This window comes from Chitinophaga sp. W3I9 (assembly GCF_050434025.1).
In the GTDB taxonomy this organism is placed as follows: domain Bacteria; phylum Bacteroidota; class Bacteroidia; order Chitinophagales; family Chitinophagaceae; genus Chitinophaga.
The window spans coordinates 6,758,153-6,775,457 of sequence record NZ_JBNPWC010000001.1 but is presented as its reverse complement, the minus strand read 5'-3'; the positions used below and the strand labels follow the sequence as shown (position 1 = coordinate 6,775,457).

Sequence of the window (17,305 nt, the reverse complement as noted above, 5' to 3'; positions counted from 1 at the left end):
ATTTTGCCGGTATATGAAATACCTGAATCCCTTTGCTTTCCTGGAGAAGATGAATGGCGGACCCGTATCAACAGAGGATACTGCTGCGATATCCCTTCTCCGGAAAAAAATGATGGCAGAGCTGGAATTATCGGAAGAAAAGGTATTACGGGCAGGAGCGCAATGGTTCAGTAAAAACGACCTGCTGCTTTTTTTTGATGAACTGCAGTCGCCCGGCAAATTACACCTACATCAACAGATCAGGGATGATAACGTCCTGTTGGTTTTCCTGGAAACAGGTAAGCTGACAGGATTTTTTAATCATAACCCGCTTTACAATACGCCTGCCTTCCTCACTTTTATAGCTCCGTTTTATGAGCCGGTGTTTACCACTGCGGTACTCGATAGCCTGAAACAACAGCAGGCGCCGGAAGTACAGCAACTGTATGCGAACCCGCTGCTAATGGACGGCGAACACCAGCACCGGAGTTATGATAAAATATTCCGGGCATTACAGGAATCCTATAAAATACTGGAAGCAGCAGAACAACGCAGGAGGGCGGATCCCCGCTCGGGGTGGAAGGACGCAGCGCCGTATGTGAATTTGCAACAGGTACAGGTGTTGAATGCATTGCCGGAAATTTTCCAGGAGTTCAGAAACGACTCTGGTATCCTCATGATCAACTTCGCACTGGCGCTGGATGGTACCCGTGAAAATAAAAAAGCGCTGGAAATCCTGTATGCCGTAAAAGCGTTGAAATGCGGCGCGTATGTGAGAGAAGAAACAGCCAAATATTTACAGCAACTGGAAGAAAAAGCTGCCAGCCGCAAATCATTGCTGGGCAGGTTTTTCGGGAGAGAGTATAAAACGAAACAACAACGCCGGAAACTGCTCCGCGATACCTTGCTGAAAGGAGGAGTTGCGCTGGCCATTATCGTGGCCATCATTATCGGCGCACGCTTTGAACAGGAACAGGTACCCCGTATAAAGGTCCGGGAAAGCGCGAACAGCATTTTTACCGGCGCCCGTACATCGCTGACCATGCAGTATCTTTTATCACAGTTACTGATGGACAATGAAAAGCGTGCGAAGAAGCTATTGGAAGGTACCAGGCTGCCAGTTCCTGCCACAGGCGCAGATGTGTATGGCGCCGATTTTATGAAAGCCGTACGGATGCAGGGAGATTACGGCGCCGGCTTTGTGCGTCCGCCTTTTGGCCGGTCGAGGAAGTGGGCGCCGGAAGACAGCTCCCGGAACGATGCCGGGCACCGGCAAAGCATGCAAGTGGTTAACCACCAGGATGGAGCGCTGATTACGATGGTGCAAACGCCCGACTCTTTTTAACTCGTGTTACATAGCGCCGTTCGACAGCGCCTTTGTGCCCCTGCCGCTTTCCATATGCAGGGTATACTTTTACGCCGGCACAGGCTGGGACCCGGAATGGAAGGCGGAGTATGCAATGGACTACGTAGCATCTTATCGTGCTAAAGGTTTTTTTCTTATGCCTGTTTATGATGCGCTTTCGTTCCTGAAAACGTCGTGCCTGCAGCTCAACCTGGATAGCAGCTACTGGCAGCACTCCAACCGTTATATCCCGGTAGAAGTTTTCTTATCCGAAAAGAACCAACTGCAACAGCAATTGCAACTCCGGCAGCTGACCAATAATTTCAACGGCGTAGACCTGATTCCGATGGAGTAGCCGCTTTTTTATTTATTTTGCTTTCTTATGAAATATGTGAATCCCCTTAGTTTCCTGGAAGCCGTTCATGGTGGACCCGTAGATACCGGGAACAGTGCTGCGTTATCCCTTCTCCGGAAAAAAATGCTGGCAGAACTGGAACTGTCCGATGATAAGCAACTTAAAGTAAATGATTGGGTATTCAATAAGCACCAGCTCCTGCAGTTTTTTGACCAGCTGTCGGCAGGCAATGAGCTGCGCTATCATGCGCAAATCGCCGCCGACCCCGTACTGCTGCATTTCCTGGAAACGGGTGATATCACCGGCCGGTTTGCCAATAACCCGCTTTACGAAGAGCATGCGTTCCTGAAATTTATCTCTCCTTATTATGAACCGCTGTTTACAAATGCGGTACTGGATAGTTTGAAACATCAGCGGCTGCAAAATACCTCCCATCTTTTTGCCAATCCCTGGCTGCTGGATGGGGAACATACTACTACCAGTTATGGGCGGATATTCCGTTATTTGAGAGTGCTGGAAGAACAGGCGAAAATTGTTATAACGAAACTCCGGGCCGGCGAAGTGATGCCATGGAAAGAGCTGTGGGGATTCGCCAATATTCTCCTGGTGAAACAACTGAATCAGCTGCCGCAAGTGTTTCATGAGTGGAGAAGTGATTACGGTATCTGCATGATTAACCTGGGCCTGGCTATTTACCGGAATGATTTTACAAATGGCATGGCTACACTTGGACTGGTAGGGAAATTACTGACCTCGGAATATGTGCAGGAGGAAATGCAACGATGGAAAGCGAAGATGAAAGGGTACTGGAAGGAGCAGGAGAAAAAGATGTCGCTTACACAGCGGATTGGGCGTTGGGTAGCGCCTATCCGGCCGAAATGGTTAAGTGAACAGGGTGCAGGTTCCCTGATCATTGGTATTGCGCTGATACTTTTTTTTGTTATCAACGTAAGACCGATGTTTACCAGGCACAACCCCACGTTACCTGCATCTACAAATTATTTTGCCGGCAGCCGCACGGAAGCGGCGGTGAAATACCTGCTAGACAATATGCAGGTTGCCGCATTTGATTCCGGCAGAAGCGATATGGCCATAATGCCGAAAACGGGCGCAGATGTATATGGCCCCGATTTTATGGCTGCGCTGGATAAATACCTGTTCAAAAATACCAATGATCCGGCTGGATTGAAAAAGGAGGAAGATCGTTTTATAAACCGGGAGCCTGGAATTACTATACCAACCACAAAAGCAAACACTATTTTCCGTCAAAGCCTGCACCTTTATAACCGTTTAACAGTTCCTTTCATCGCCATGATCCAGACGCCGGATACTTTTTATTCCTGTTATATTGCGCCGGCCGACAGTGCCTTTGTACCATTACAGCTCTCGGTTAACCAGCTGTATATTTATGCAGGGCAATACTGGGATGGAACAAAGGAGGCTAAATACCCGATGAGCGATGTACATGCATACCGCACAAAAGGCTTTTTCCTCCTGCCTTATAAAAATTCCAAAGACTTCCTCAAAGAAAGCAGCCTTATTTTCAAACTGGATCCCAATTACTGGGCCACTTCCAACCGGAATATCCCTATTGAAATCGGACTCACAGACAGTACCAGTCTCCACTTCAACCTGCTGGAAAATAATGCCGCAGGCATAGAGCTGGAAATCGCCAATTAGCCGATCCCGGTTCCTTTCAGCTGATCGGCTTCTTTTTTGGTATCCGGCATGAGGTTGTACAGTTGATTCACGGCTACTTTCAGTTCTTCATAATTTTTCCGTTCCAGCGCTCTTTCTCCGATTTCCTTGAAACGGGCAGCTGTTTGCGGGTCAGTATAATCTTCTGTACTTACATTGGCATAGTAATAATACGCATTGATCCAGGTTTCGGGTTTATTGCGTCTTATTTCCCAGGTGAGGTCATTCAGCTCATCAATTTTTGCTTTGATTGCATAGTAGCTTTGTGAAGAAAGACAGGCGCTTTCATCGGCAATGACCTTTTCAAAACGGATCATGCGGGCGCTGTCTTCTTCTTCCCGGATATTATACAAACAATATTCTTTCCGTTTAAAATAGAGTTCGGTAATTTCTACGATCAGCTGGTCTTTCCCGGTGCTGTCGAGGTGTTGCGCGAGTTTACGTTTCTTTTCTTCCAGCTGATATTTTTCATCGGTCACATCGTCTGTGCTGAGCAGTTCCAGGCGGTTGCTGATATGATCAAGATCCACCATGATATCTTGTACCGTGGCAGCCAGTTCATATTGCTGGCTTCTCCTGAATGATTTTATTTTTTCAGATGCACTCAGGCGCAGCTGCCGGATATCGTCGAGCAGTTTACCAGTGTTTATTTTCCTGACCATCGGGTTAAATACTTCGGAGAATTCCTGTTCGTTCATGAGCAATACTGCTTTCACGGACAGGTCCCTGCTTTCGCTGATCTGCAAAGTAATTTCCACATCGGAGCCTTTTACAAGGTCGGTGATGAGGTCTGTGCTTTTTATTTCAATCATGCCGAGAGGGATACAACTGCCCGGGATGGCATAGCGACTGCCTTCCAGTACGTTGATCAGCAGGCTGTCCTGGCCGGTGCGCAGGATGGTTTTCATCACTTCTTTGATGATCGTTTTCCTCAGCGGGAGGATGGCGTTCTTTTCAAAGATAAGTTCCAGCTTGGTCGTATTATTTTCCAGGTCATCTATTTCAATGCAGATATCGTTGGGCAGTGGCTGACCATGAATGTTGAACTTGCCCTGGGAAATAGCGATCACCGGTGCCTGTACCGGCAGTTCGTTGTGGGCGGCATCGAATACCAGGATATTAAATGCGTTGCTGGTATTTTCGGCGAGCAGCAACATTTCGGATATGCGTTCCTGCAGTGGTTTGATGCCGCTGTCGTAGCCGCCGTCGGTACGCACAATGCGATAGCTTAGTCCGGCTACAGGACCGGTTACGATGGCAGTGAAATATTCTTCTTTATCGGCAGTGTTTTTCTGGTAGGCAGTTTTAAACCGGATGTCCGGTATGCCTGCCGCCAAAGGTTTGCTGGCCGCGGATTTGGACGGAGTAATTGTTTTGGTGCCGGCATACCATGCTGCGCCTGCGGCCACCGCGGTGGTAGGATCTACGCTGCAGTTAACCGGGATGCCCAGTTGTGCAGTAACCAGGTTTTTTACCAGCGGGATGTAGGTACTGCCGCCGATCATCACTACTTCTTTGATATCGGCAGCGGTGAGGTGGTTACGGCTGATAATCCTTTTTACCAGATCAACGGAATATTGTATGCGGTCGTATATAACGGTTTCAAATTGTTCGCGGGTGATGGTGAGATAAATATCCTGTGTCTGTCCGCCGGCATCAGTGATCTCGAATTCTATTTCTGCAGAAGAACTGGCGGTGAGCTGCACTTTTACTTCTTCTGCCTTTTTTAGCAGGATATGATACAGGGTATTGTATTTACCGCGTGCGCTGCGCATCTCGTTGAGCAGGTCGGGGAAGGCGTGTTGTTGTTGCAGGGCAGGGATCACCAGTTGCTCTATGATGGCGATGTCGAAGTCAACGCCGCCAAGATAGTTATCTCCTTCATGATCGGTAACACGCATTTCACCGTCCACAATTTTCACGAGGGCCACGTCGAAAGTGCCACCGCCAAGATCATACACCAGCCATTGGCCCTGCAGGGAGGTAGCGTTGGCCTGTTTGTTGGCAAAAGCCAGGCTGGCGGCAATGGGCTCCTGCAACAGCAGTACTTCACTGAAGCCTGCATCGTTACCTGCTTTCTTGGTAGCGTTCGACTGGATCGTATCAAAAGAAGCGGGGATCGTGATGATCACTGCTTCCGGTTTTTCACCGGTATAGATAAAGTTTTTGAGTTCGCGGAGTACAAGGGCAGAGAGTTCTACCGGTGTTTTAAAGTCGCTGGTATTGGGCACAAAAAAAGATTCCGATGTTCCCATTTTTCTTTTGAAAGAAGAGAATACATTTTCCGGATCTTTCTCTATCAGTTCACGGGCTTTGTCGCCAACAATGATCCTGTCTTTCCGGAAGGCCACCACCGAAGGCAGTGTTTCTTTCTGGCCAAACGGGTTTTTGAAGATTTCCACGGCGCCGTTCTGGAACCTGGCGATCAGGGAGTTGGTGGTGCCCAGGTCGATACCGAAATTAATTTGGTTGTTCATAGGTTTATTTTGCGGCGGCAATGACTACCCCTTTTTGTAAAATGGACTTTTGTCCCCCGGCAGTATAATATACAACAGGTTTGATCACATTTACTATTTCCATGTCCGGCGACATATCACCGGTGATACTGGCTTCGTAATCCACCCGTGTTTCCCGGTACGGTTCACCCAATGGATTAAGAATGGTATATCCGGCTTCTTCAAAATGCTGTTTGATCCGGTCTATATTACGTTGCAGGGATAGCAGCTCCGGTTTGGTACTTGTTTTCTTGTCCAGTTCAAAAACCTGGTTAATGATCCGGATATGCAGGGTAGATAGTGGGTCCATTATTCAAATGCTGGTCTAAGCAAATATATGGATAATTTAATCTGTTTACAGGGGCGGTCAAGGAAAACGTTTCCTATGTATGGCATCGGCTTTGATGAGAGGTAGGTCCTTTTGAATAACCATATGCTAAAAGTAGTAACCTGATATATGGAAACAACAACATATCCCGGAAGCCCGTTCCCATTGGGCGCCACCTGGGACGGCCAGGGGGTAAACTTTGCGTTGTATGCAGAAAATGCTACCCGGGTGGAGCTGTGCCTGTTTAATGATCCTGCAGGAAGCGCATACGATACTGTCCGTCTTTCGGACCGCAGCAGTAATGTATGGCATGTCTATCTTCCGGGGGCGAAGCCTGGTCTTTTGTATGGCTACCGGGTACATGGCCCGTATGAACCGGCGGAAGGACACCGTTTTAACCCCAATAAACTGCTGATAGATCCTTATGCGAAAGCGGTGAGCGGAACTATCAACTGGCATAATTCGCTGTTCGGATATGAACCGGGGCATCCGGATCAAGACCTGAGCTACAGTGAAACAGACAGCGCTCCTTTTATTCCCAAAAGTGTGGTGATAGATCAACAGTTCAACTGGGGTGATGATAAGCCGCCTAAAACACCTTATCAGCAAAGCATTATTTATGAAACGCATGTAAAGGGTTTCACCAAACTGCATCCCGGTATTCCGGATGAAATACGCGGCACTTACAGGGGCATGGCGCATCCGGCCACTATTGAATATATAAAACAGCTAGGTGTTACCGCGGTGGAGTTGATGCCGGTACATCATTTTGTGGCCGACCGTTACCTGGTAGATAAAGGATTAACGAATTACTGGGGATATAACAGCATTGGTTTTTTTGCGCCGGATGCACGATATGCCGCTTCCGGCTGTTGTGGTGAACAGGTCACGGAATTTAAGGCGATGGTAAAAGCGCTGCATGCCGCCGGTATTGAGGTAATACTGGATGTAGTATACAACCACACCGCCGAAGGCAATCACCTGGGCCCCACCCTTTCCTTCAAAGGCGTGGACAACGCGGTGTATTACCGCCTTACAGAGGATAAAAGGTATTACATGGATTATACCGGTACCGGCAATACGCTGAATGCAAGATTACCGAATGTACTGCGCCTGATCATGGACAGCCTGCGTTACTGGATTACAGACATGCATGTGGATGGTTTTCGCTTCGACCTGGCGGCTACGCTGGCGCGTGAGCTGCATGAAGTAGACCGGCTCAGCGCCTTCTTCGACATCATCCACCAGGACCCGGTTATTTCACAGGTAAAACTTATTGCAGAACCCTGGGATGTGGGCGAAGGCGGCTACCAGGTAGGTAAGTTTCCGCCCGGCTGGGCAGAGTGGAACGGCAAATACCGCGACAGTATCCGTGATTACTGGCGGGGAGCCGACAGCACGCTCGCGGAATTTGCTTCCCGGATCACCGGCAGTGCGGATCTTTATAAAGAAGATTATCGCCGCCCCACTGCCAGCGTTAATTTCATTACCGCGCATGATGGATTCACCTTGCACGACCTGGTATCTTATAATGAGAAACATAATGAAGCCAACGGGGAAGACAATAAAGACGGAGAAAGTCATAACCGCTCCTGGAACTGCGGCAATGAAGGACCCTCGCATGATCCGCTGGTGAATACATTACGACTCCGGCAGAAGAGAAACTTCATCGCCACCCTGTTCTTATCACAAGGCGTTCCGATGTTGCTGGCCGGCGACGAAGCAGGAAGAACACAGCAGGGAAACAATAATGCCTATTGCCAGGATAATGAAGTGAGCTGGCTGAACTGGGCAGGCATAGATGAAGAACTACTTGCCTTTACAAAAAAGATGATTGCGCTTCGCCGGCAGCACCCGGTATTCTGCCGCAAGCGCTGGTTCCGGGGCGAGCCGGTGGAGAGTGTGGGCGTAGAGGATATCGCCTGGTTCCTGCCGGAAGGTACGCCTATGTCTGAAGAGCACTGGGATACCGACTTTGCCCGTTCCCTGGGTGTTTATCTCAATGGACTCAGTTTACGCACCCGCGATGAAAAAGGAAACAAAATCCTGGACGACAGCTTTTATATCATCTTTAACGCACATCATGATGAACTGGGTTTTCAGCTGCCTCCCGCAGCATATGGCGACCGTTGGAAGATGGTGGTGAACACTGCCACCAATGAGGAAGGCGATGAATATACCGCCGGCAGCCAGTTGATGGCAGCGGGCAGATCGCTTATTTTATTAATGAAGGAAGAAGATAAATCAGCCTGATACCATTTCCAGCAGGGCAACCGGGAAGCGATCCAATAATGCCAGCGGAAGCTTCCCGTTTTCCGTTGTTATCCTTTCTCCCGTAAATATATTACGCCATTGCTGTGGCATATTGTTATCCAGCACCAACCACCGCTGGCCAATATTATTATCCGCATTTAATAGCGGCGCTATTACCAGGCAGATATTCTGTTCATGTTGCCGGGCATAGGCTATCAGCGGATCCTGGTCGCCGCTGAGCGGGAGATAGTCGCCTTGCTGAAAAAGTGCAGCATGTGCTTTCCTGAATTGTAAAGCTTTGGCAGCAACAAATAATTTCTCCCAGGCAAAGTGGCGGTTTTCCTTCAGCAGTTTTATTAACGCGGCCGGATCATCTTCTTCCAGCTGCTGCATCAGTGACAGCATATTGATGCGGCTGAGATAATTTACCGGGCGGCGGTTATCGGGATCTACAAAGCTGAAGTCCCACAGTTCGCAGCCCTGGTAGATATCCGGTATGCCCGGCGCCGTAATTTTCAGCAGCAGCTGGCTGAGTGAATATATAGGCGCATGCTGGTTGATCTTTTCCATAAAAATGCGGAGGCTTTCCAGGAAGCCATGATCCGGGGAAAACAACTGTTGGATAAAACGCAGGCAGCTGTTTTCATAAGCTTCGTCCGGCGCAGTCCAGTTGCTGTGTTCTTTTGATTCGCGCAGCGCTTTGATGAGATAATCGGAAAGCCGTGTGATAAAATCTTCTCCGGGATCATTATTTTCAGGAAAGCCTGCGATGATGGATTGGTAGATGAAGTATTCATCATTTTGCGCCGGTGCGGTTTCTTCGCGGAAAATGCTGTTCATGGCATGCCATTGCTGTACCTGCTGAATCCAAAGGTCGGGAAGCAGGGTGAGTACATTTAAGCGGATGCGCGCATCTTCGCCACGTTTGGTGTCGTGCGTGGCTGTAGCATTCAGTGATCCCGGAAATAATTCCTGCCGTTTGATACTGCGTTCGTGAAAAGTCGCCGGTGTGCATTTATAACCTGCGGGTGAATCTCCTACTTCGTTGTGCGAAAGCAGGGCATTATACACATAAAATACGGTGTCTTCCACGCCCTTTGCGGTGAGCGGGCCGGTGAACTGCATCAGTCTTTTTAAAAACTTTAAAGCAACAGCAGGTTTTTCGAAATCTTCCTCCCACCAGGAGCGGATCAGGGTAAACTCCTCTGTTAATGCAGGCACACGTTGTGTGGCAGCGGTAAGCGCTTCTTCAAGAATATGTATGTCGTTTTCAGGCAGTGGCCATATTTCAGGATAAACACGGTATACAGGCATGCATACCATCCATAATCCCAGCGCCGCTTTCAGCTTCTGGCGGTCGGTGTTTTTTGGCGCCAGCTGGTATTGGAACAACAGGTGCACCAGGTTATCCCATTCGGCGCTGAGTTGTGTTTGGAGGATCATTGTTTTTTTATTCTGCACCAGCTGACGGTATTTGGCGAGTCCGGGGAACAGGGCCCGGTAAAAGCGGCTGATCTTTTCATCGCCCCAGTGATTGGTGAGCAGATGGTTTACATCCGACAAAAATTCATAGCCGGTGGTGCCATCCAGGTGCCAGTTCTCCGGCAATGACTCTCCTTCTGCCAGGATCTTTTCTGCTATAATGTAACAGTTGTCCCCAAAGCGTTCGCGGAGCCTGCGTACATACATAGCCGGTTCCATCAGGCCGTCGATATGATCGATGCGTAGTCCCTGGATAAGACCTTCCTGGTATAGCTCGTGCAGGAATTTGTGCCAGGTGTCAAATACCTGTTTGTCTTCCATCCGCAGGGTGAGGAGTCCATTTACGGTAAAGAAGCGGCGGTAGTTGATCCGTTGCTCCACTTCGCGCCAGTAGGTAAAAAGATAGTATTGTTGTTCCAGCAACAGGGTGAGCAGCGCTTCGTGGTTGTTCACCTGTTCCAGGAATGTGTTGAGTATGGTTGTTTGCAGCAAACCGGTAAACAGCCGTTGCTTCTGTGCAGACCAATCTTCCGGCGATAATGGCAGCCGGCTGTTTTGTTTGAGGGTAAGCAGGCATTCGTATATCTGCGGATGTAAATCGTCGAAGGCATCGAGGAGAATATCATAGGCGGTAGCCGACAGCGGGAATTGCAGTCCGCCGGTATCGAATTTAAAGCCTTCCGTATCAGCTGTAAAGGCGATCTGTTTTTCAGTGATGGCCTGCGGCAATGGCCGGTCGAGGAAAGGAACCATCAGCCGGCCGTGGAGTTGCGGATCGCGGTACTCCCAATCGATATCAAAGAAATGATACCAGGGAGAGGAAGGGCCTCTTTCCAATGTGTCCATCAGCCAGGCATTGCCGGGATGCAGCGCCATGTGATTGGGTACAATGTCCTGTATCCAGGTCATGCCGCGTTGTTTGAGTGCAGCGCTGATCCTGCGGAGGTCGTCCAGTGTGCCAATGGCAGGGTTGATGCGATGGGGATGAATGCCATCGTATCCGTGTAAACTGCCGGGTACTGCATCGAATATGGGAGATGCATAAATGGTGGTGATGCCCAGTTGTTGCAGGTAGTCGAGTATTTCTTCCAGGTGTGCAAAGGTGAATGCATCATTGAACTGTATGCGGTACGTGGAAAGAGGGTAAGTAGTATCAGTTTTCATAAGCAATTATTTCATAAACAACAGCAGATAAAGGTGGTATTACCAGTTGGTTTTCGTTTTCAGCTGGAGGTAATGTACCTGGTCCGTTGAACCGCGTACTGGCAGAATCAAATATCTGCCGCAGTTTGCCGTGGGTGGTGTAGGGTACTGTTTGCGTATTGGAATCGAAATTAAATATGATCAGCAGCGTATCAGCGTTCATGCGGCGCTCCAGTATCAGCAGGCGTTCATTTTCTGCACGGTGCACACGGGTGCCTTCCCGGGCGGTGTTGTAATGAGCCGGTTGTTGTTTACGCAGCGCCAGCAATGCTTTATAGCAGTTGAGCAGGGCCGTGTTATTATCACCAGTGGTATTCCAGCTTAATTTACTTCGCTGAAAAGTAGCAGCATCCTGCGGATCGGGCGCTTCGCCGGCGTGTGCAAATTCCCGCTGCCGTCCTTCCTTTACTGCCTTCATGAGTGCGGGGTCTGTATGAGAGGTGAAAAACAGGAACGGATTTTTTTCTCCATATTCTTCTCCCATAAATAATAAGGGAATAAAGGGAGATAATATGACGGTGGCAGCAGCCAGTTTGAGCGCTTCAAACGGAACCAGTGACGACAGCCGTTCACCCAGCATCCTGTTGCCGGTTTGGTCGTGGTTTTGTGAAAAAACAACGAACTGGTGGAACGGGTTACCGGAAGGTTCCCTGCCGAATTTTCTTTTGCGGTGAACGGAATACTGGCCGGTATAAACGTAGGCGTTTTCAAAGGAGCGGGCGAGATGTGACACGGCGCCAAAGTCTTCGTAATATCCTTGCTGCTCACCGGTTAGGAGGCTATGCAAGGCATGATGGAATTCATCCACCCACTGCGCATCAAGGCCGTAACCTCCTGATGATGCGGAGTTGATAAAGCGTGGATCGTTGAGGTCTATTTCACCGATCAACAGTTTCCGCTTGCCGGTGCGCTCCTGCAGGTCTTTTACGGCTGCCGACAGCTCTTCTGTGAAATGCACAGCGCTGTTGTCGGAGAACGCGTGCACCGCATCGAGACGGAGGCCATCGATATGAAACTCCTCCAGCCACATTAAGGCGTTTTGTATATAAAAGTTACGGACGCCATCGCACCAGGGGCCGTCGAAGTTAACGGCATCGCCCCAGGGTGTTTTATACTTATCGGTGAACCAGGGCGCGAAGTCGGAGAGGTAGTTGCCTTCCGGGCCCTGGTGATTATATACCACATCCAGGATCACAGCGATGTCCAATGCATGGGCTGCATTAACAAGCGTTTTCAGTTCATCCGGTGTGCCATAGCTGTTGTGTACCGCGAACGGATATACGCCATCGTATCCCCAGTTGCGGTTACCCGGAAATTGCGCGATGGGCATTATTTCAATGGCTGTAATGCCAAGTTCTTTGAGATAATGCAGGTGTTGGATGATGCCCCGGAAGTTGCCTCCGGCAGAGAATGTGCCTGTATGTATTTCATAGATGATCATTTTTTCGGGGTCAATACCGGTCCAGTGATCATCTGTAAATGTGAACGACGTTTCAGGAACAGCGGATGGGCCGTGTACGCCTTCCGGCTGCCAGCGGGAAGCCGGGTCGGGGCGTTGCAGGTGGCTATCCAGCAGGTAGGTGTACCGTGTTCCGGGGCGTATGTCCGTTAGCGTTAGTTCCCAATACCCTTCCGCTGAACGTTCCATTGGTAAGAGGCGGTCGTGCAGTTGCAACGCCACTTCCTTACGGAAAGGCGCCCACAGCCGGAAGGTGGTAGCTCCATCTGCGTTGGTGAATATTCCTGCCAAATCGTATCTGCTCATAAAATTACCGGTTATATAGCTGTGTCCATTTTTTTAATCTCGTGATCGTCTTTTTGTCGAACTGCCCCGGCAGCATTCGCCATGCCCAATGTTGCCCTTCTGCTGCGGGTTTGTTCATCCTGGCGGCAGCGCCGAGCCCAAGTACATCCTGCATGGGCAGTATGGCATTGGCCGCAACAGAAGCATATATCATGCGGGCAGGCAGGAGGTGTTTTTTCTTTTTACCGGGCGTAATGCCGGCGTATTGTTTCAGGCGATTGCATGCTGCCGGCGATGCCTCTTCCTCCAGCCATCCGGCAATGGTATTGTTATCGTGTGTGCCGGTATATGCGTAGCAGTTTTGCGGATAGTGATGGGGGATATGCACACTTACGGGCATATCATCGCCGAAGGCGAACTGTAATACTTTCATACCTGGTAACCGGAACTGGTCCCGGAGGTCTGTCACCGCTTTATCGATGTCGCCGAGGTCTTCTGCTACAAAAGGATTGCCGGGAAAAGCGCTGATCATCGCTTTCAGCAGGTCGCCACCCGGACCTGGTTGCCATTCGCCGGTCTTTGCAGTGGGGGCCGTGGCGGGCACCTGCCAGAAAGCGGCAAAGGCCCTGAAGTGGTCGAGCCGGAGAAGGTCGAACCAATGCATGTTCCGTTTAATCCTTTGCATCCACCACTCGTAGCCGGTACTTTTAAGTTGTGGCCAGTGATAGATGGGCATATTCCACCGTTGACCGTTTTCGTTAAAATAATCCGGCGGTACGCCCGCTACGCTGGTCATGTTACCTTTATCGTCCAGCAGGAAAAGTTCGCGGTGGCTCCATACGTCTGCTGCCGCGTGGCTGATATAAAAAGGCAGGTCTCCGAACAATTGAATGTTCCGCTGGTGGCAATATGTTTTTAGTTGCTGCCACTGCCGGTCGAAGATGAACTGCCACCACTGTTCCTTTAAACTGATGGCGGCGTATTCAGTGCTGAGACGGGCATCTTTCTTACGGTCGGGCGCATCCCATTCCTGCCAGGGTTTGCCGCCGTATTTGACAGACAGCGCTTTGTGCGTGGCATAGCTTTTCAGCCATGTTGCCTCACGATTGCAGAAGGCGTCAAAGTCGGCCGCTATTGCAGGATAAACGCCGTTGCTGTAATTTAACCAGGCCGATTCCAGGATGGCCATTTTATACCGCGCGGCCACATTGAAATCCACCGTATCTGCCGAAGGCAAAGTAAATTTTACCAACATCTCTTTATCCAGCAATCCGTCTTCCATCAGCAATTCCGGGCTGATCAGCAAAATGTTTCCCGCCATAGCGGATAACGCACTGTACGGGGATGCATTGGAAATATCAACAGGATTTACAGGCAGCACCTGCCATATCTGCTGGCCACTGTTGTGCAGCTGGTCAGCAAACTTCCGTGCAGCAGGCCCCATATCTCCTATTCCAAAAGGGCCGGGCAATGAAGTAATATGCAGGAGTATCCCTGCCTTCCTTGCTATATTGCCGGAAGGTTGTAACGCCATATGTTGTATTTAAAATAACGGATCAGGCAGATAATCGACGGGGCGCTTCCTGTGTTGTTTGATTTCCGTGCATCATTTCCTTTATCAGTGAAGCCACGTTGCTCAGCACCGGAACAGGTTCTGCGATAACTGTCCTGCTGTAATCTTTTTCAAAGATGATTTTCAGTGCATCTCTTAAACAATAAATATCAGGCTGCTTGGGCAAACAGTCCGAGAAGCCATGCGTGCTGAGGTTATCAAGGGGTAGCTGCTCTGCGGCCGCTGCAAAATGTATCACAGGTACAGTGGCCAGCCTTTTTAACCTGCGGATTTGCTGAATAAACAAGGCAGCATGTGCAACTGGTACCCCCGAACTAATAAATATATAATCGGGGACGAAACCGGGTTGTAGTTTCAGATAGGCAAGCGCCTCAAAGGTGTTGTCCTGGCAAATACAGGCCTGGTTAACTTTCAGCAGGTCTAAGGACAGGTAAAACTGGATGCGTTGATCTGCTTTTTCTTCAATGAGAAGGCTGGTAATTTTCTTTTTCATACGACACAATATTGGGATCTGGTTACATTTTAATCCGGAAACAAATCAGGTGCCGGATGATGATATGATTATAAAATGGCTGTGGTGGCCGGTTATCGGGATCTGTCTTTTTTTATAAGTGGGGATAATATCACTCAATTGTGTAATAATGCCGCAGTGGGTAAACAGCCTGAAGGATTTGTTACAGGCTCATCTGGCGCGGTTATCACGCAGGCTTCGCTTTAATTAACGGTTACTTTTGGCATAAGAATTACTATTAAGAAAGTATGCGAACATCAACGGTTAAAAAGAAAAGATCTTCTCCCCCGGCAAAGGCCGGCAAGGTGTCCGGAAAACTGCAAACACTACTCCGGAAGTATGGTTTTACAGATGCACCGGAGAAGCCTTTCCCCAAAACAGTGAAGCCCATGCTGGCAACGCTGGTAGACCAGCCCCCCGGTGGAGAAGGCTGGCTGTACGAAGTGAAGTGGGATGGTTATCGTGCTGTTGCCTTATGTAAAAATGGTGACGTAAACCTGATATCAAGGAATAACAAATCTTTTAATGATAAATTTTATCCTGTTCACCAGGCATTGCTGCAGTTGAATAAAAATGCAGTGATTGATGGTGAAATTTGTGTACTCAATGAAAAGGGAATCGCTCATTTTGGCGCGCTGCAAAACTGGCGGAGCGAGGCGGATGGGGAACTGATCTATTATATTTTTGACCTGTTATGGTACGACGGAAAGGATCTTACCGGCTTGCCGCTTACCAGCAGAAGGGGGCTGCTGGAGGCCCTTATCCCGGGAACAGACATCATCCGTTACAGCGAATCTTTTAATACGTCCGCCACTGATCTCCTGGCAGCTACAAAGAAAATGGGAATGGAAGGGATTATGGCGAAGAAAGCAGACAGTTTTTATATCCAGGACAGGAGCAGGGACTGGCTAAAAATAAAATCCAATAAAAGGCACGAAGTAGTGATCGGCGGGTTTACTAATAACGAAGGTTCTCCCAAGGCATTCAGCTCCCTGCTGGTAGGCGTGTATGAAAACGGGAAGCTGCGGTATACCGGTAAAATCGGCACCGGGTTTAATACCAGGCAGCAGCAAGAATTGATGCAGCGCTTTCAGCCATTGAAAATAAAGAAATGTCCTTTTATAGAAACGCCTGATGTAAACCAGCCTTCCCGCTTCCGGCCAAACCCGCCGGTGGCAACCGCTACCTGGTTGAAGCCCGAATTGGTTTGTGAAGTGAGCTATGCAGAAATCACGGGCGACGGCGTCATGCGGCATCCAAGCTTTGAAGGCATGCGGACCGACAAGCCAGCCAAAGCTGTTACCGCCGAAGAACCCGCTGAATTAGTGGATATACTCCCTCAAAAAGAAAAGACGAAAACCGTGCGGTTAACCAAACCGGTTGGTACGCGCAGCCGCAAATCGTTGTTGAATCCAACAGAGGCAACACAGGTAAAACAGGTGAGCCAGCATCAGTTGAAGTTCAGTAACCTTGGAAAAAAATTCTGGCCTAAAGAAGGATACACTAAACGGGATATGCTGAATTACTATTACCAGATGGCGCCTTACATCCTTCCTTATCTTCAACACCGCCCCCAGTCGCTTAACCGTTTTCCCAATGGGATAGAAGGTAAAAGTTTTTACCAGAAAGATGTGACCGCTGTAGCGCCTGAATGGGTCAAACAGTTTCCCTACCGCACCAGCGAAGGGGAAGACAAAAATTTCCTGGTAGTAGAAGATGAAGCGAGTTTACTCTGGATGGCTAACCTGGGAGCCATTGAAATGAATCCCTGGAACAGCACCATTCATAACCCGGATAATCCCGACTGGTGTCTGATTGACCTGGATCCCGATAAGGGTAATACTTTCGCGCAGGTGATTCAAACTGCGCAGGTGGTGCATGAGGTACTGGAGGGATTAGGAATTAAAAGTTATCCTAAAACTTCCGGCTCTACGGGCATTCACATTTATATTCCTCTGAACGCAAAATATTCCTATGATCAGTGCCAGCTTTTCGGAAAGCTGGTTGCCACCAAAGCACAGGAGCAGTTACCAACATTTACCAGTATTGAGCGGATGACCCGCAACCGGAAGGGAAAGATCTACATCGATTATTTGCAGAACCGGCCCAAAGCTACGCTTGCCGCACCTTATTCATTGCGGCCCAAGCCAGGAGCCACGGTTTCCATGCCCCTGTATTGGGAGGAAGTGCGGAAAGGATTAAAGATGACCGATTTTACCATTGAGAACGCATTGGCACGTGTCAAATCGGAAGGGGATCTTTTTAAACCGGTATTGGGAAGGGGGATTAATCTGGAACGGTTGCTGAAAAAATTTTAGGTGACGCGGATAGCCCGTGTT

Annotated in this window: 11 protein-coding genes; 5 read left to right on the top strand and 6 right to left on the bottom strand. The window is 49.2% G+C overall.

Going from position 1 to position 17,305, the window contains the following annotated elements; genetic code table 11:
- Positions 1–13: 13 nt before the first annotated feature.
- From QFZ51_RS27420 to QFZ51_RS27410, 3 genes are all read left to right on the top strand, one after another.
- A complete protein-coding gene (locus QFZ51_RS27420) occupies positions 14–1,324 on the top strand; it encodes a hypothetical protein (RefSeq protein WP_429050610.1) in 1,311 nt (436 codons plus the stop codon).
- 157 nt (positions 1,325–1,481) lie between these two features.
- Positions 1,482–1,679 (top strand): hypothetical protein, encoded by a 198-nt coding sequence (locus QFZ51_RS27415; RefSeq protein ID WP_429050609.1) that lies wholly within the window; start codon positions 1,482–1,484, stop codon positions 1,677–1,679.
- A 27-nt stretch (positions 1,680–1,706) separates the two neighbouring features.
- Positions 1,707–3,359, top strand: coding sequence for a hypothetical protein (locus tag QFZ51_RS27410; RefSeq protein ID WP_429050608.1), 1,653 nt, complete (start codon positions 1,707–1,709; stop codon positions 3,357–3,359).
- On the opposite strand, the gene QFZ51_RS27405 is transcribed toward QFZ51_RS27410, so the two are convergent.
- Entirely contained in the window at positions 3,356–5,854 is a 2,499-nt protein-coding gene (locus QFZ51_RS27405) for an Hsp70 family protein (protein WP_429050607.1), read from the bottom strand. The genes QFZ51_RS27410 and QFZ51_RS27405 overlap by 4 nt on opposite strands.
- 4 nt (positions 5,855–5,858) lie before the next feature.
- Positions 5,859–6,182 carry a hypothetical protein gene (locus tag QFZ51_RS27400; RefSeq protein WP_370908180.1) on the bottom strand — a complete coding sequence of 108 codons (324 nt, stop codon included), beginning with the start codon at positions 6,180–6,182 and terminating at the stop codon, positions 5,859–5,861.
- A gap of 147 nt (positions 6,183–6,329) precedes the next feature.
- Between QFZ51_RS27400 and glgX the strand changes: the two genes are divergently transcribed.
- Complete coding sequence (glgX, locus tag QFZ51_RS27395) at positions 6,330–8,453, top strand: glycogen debranching protein GlgX (protein WP_429050606.1); 2,124 nt, start codon at positions 6,330–6,332, stop codon at positions 8,451–8,453.
- Here glgX and treY read toward each other — a convergent pair.
- The 4 genes from treY to QFZ51_RS27375 are packed head-to-tail and all read right to left on the bottom strand — an operon-like array spanning position 8,445 to position 14,948.
- Positions 8,445–11,099, bottom strand: a complete 2,655-nt coding sequence (treY, locus tag QFZ51_RS27390) for a malto-oligosyltrehalose synthase (RefSeq protein WP_429050605.1) — start codon at positions 11,097–11,099, stop codon at positions 8,445–8,447. The genes glgX and treY overlap by 9 nt on opposite strands.
- Entirely contained in the window at positions 11,089–12,903 is a 1,815-nt protein-coding gene (gene treZ / locus QFZ51_RS27385; protein ID WP_429050604.1) for a malto-oligosyltrehalose trehalohydrolase, read from the bottom strand. Before treZ ends, treY begins: the two co-directional genes overlap by 11 nt.
- Before the next feature lie 4 nt (positions 12,904–12,907).
- Positions 12,908–14,416: a 4-alpha-glucanotransferase gene (malQ, locus tag QFZ51_RS27380; protein ID WP_429050603.1), complete on the bottom strand. Its 1,509-nt coding sequence runs from the start codon at positions 14,414–14,416 to the stop codon at positions 12,908–12,910.
- 22 nt (positions 14,417–14,438) lie between these two features.
- Positions 14,439–14,948 (bottom strand): hypothetical protein, encoded by a 510-nt coding sequence (locus QFZ51_RS27375; protein ID WP_429050602.1) that lies wholly within the window; start codon positions 14,946–14,948, stop codon positions 14,439–14,441.
- A 266-nt stretch (positions 14,949–15,214) separates the two neighbouring features.
- On the opposite strand from QFZ51_RS27375, the gene ligD reads away from it, so the two are divergent.
- Positions 15,215–17,284, top strand: coding sequence for a DNA ligase D (gene ligD / locus QFZ51_RS27370; RefSeq protein WP_429050601.1), 2,070 nt, complete (start codon positions 15,215–15,217; stop codon positions 17,282–17,284).
- Positions 17,285–17,305: the final 21 nt, after the last annotated feature.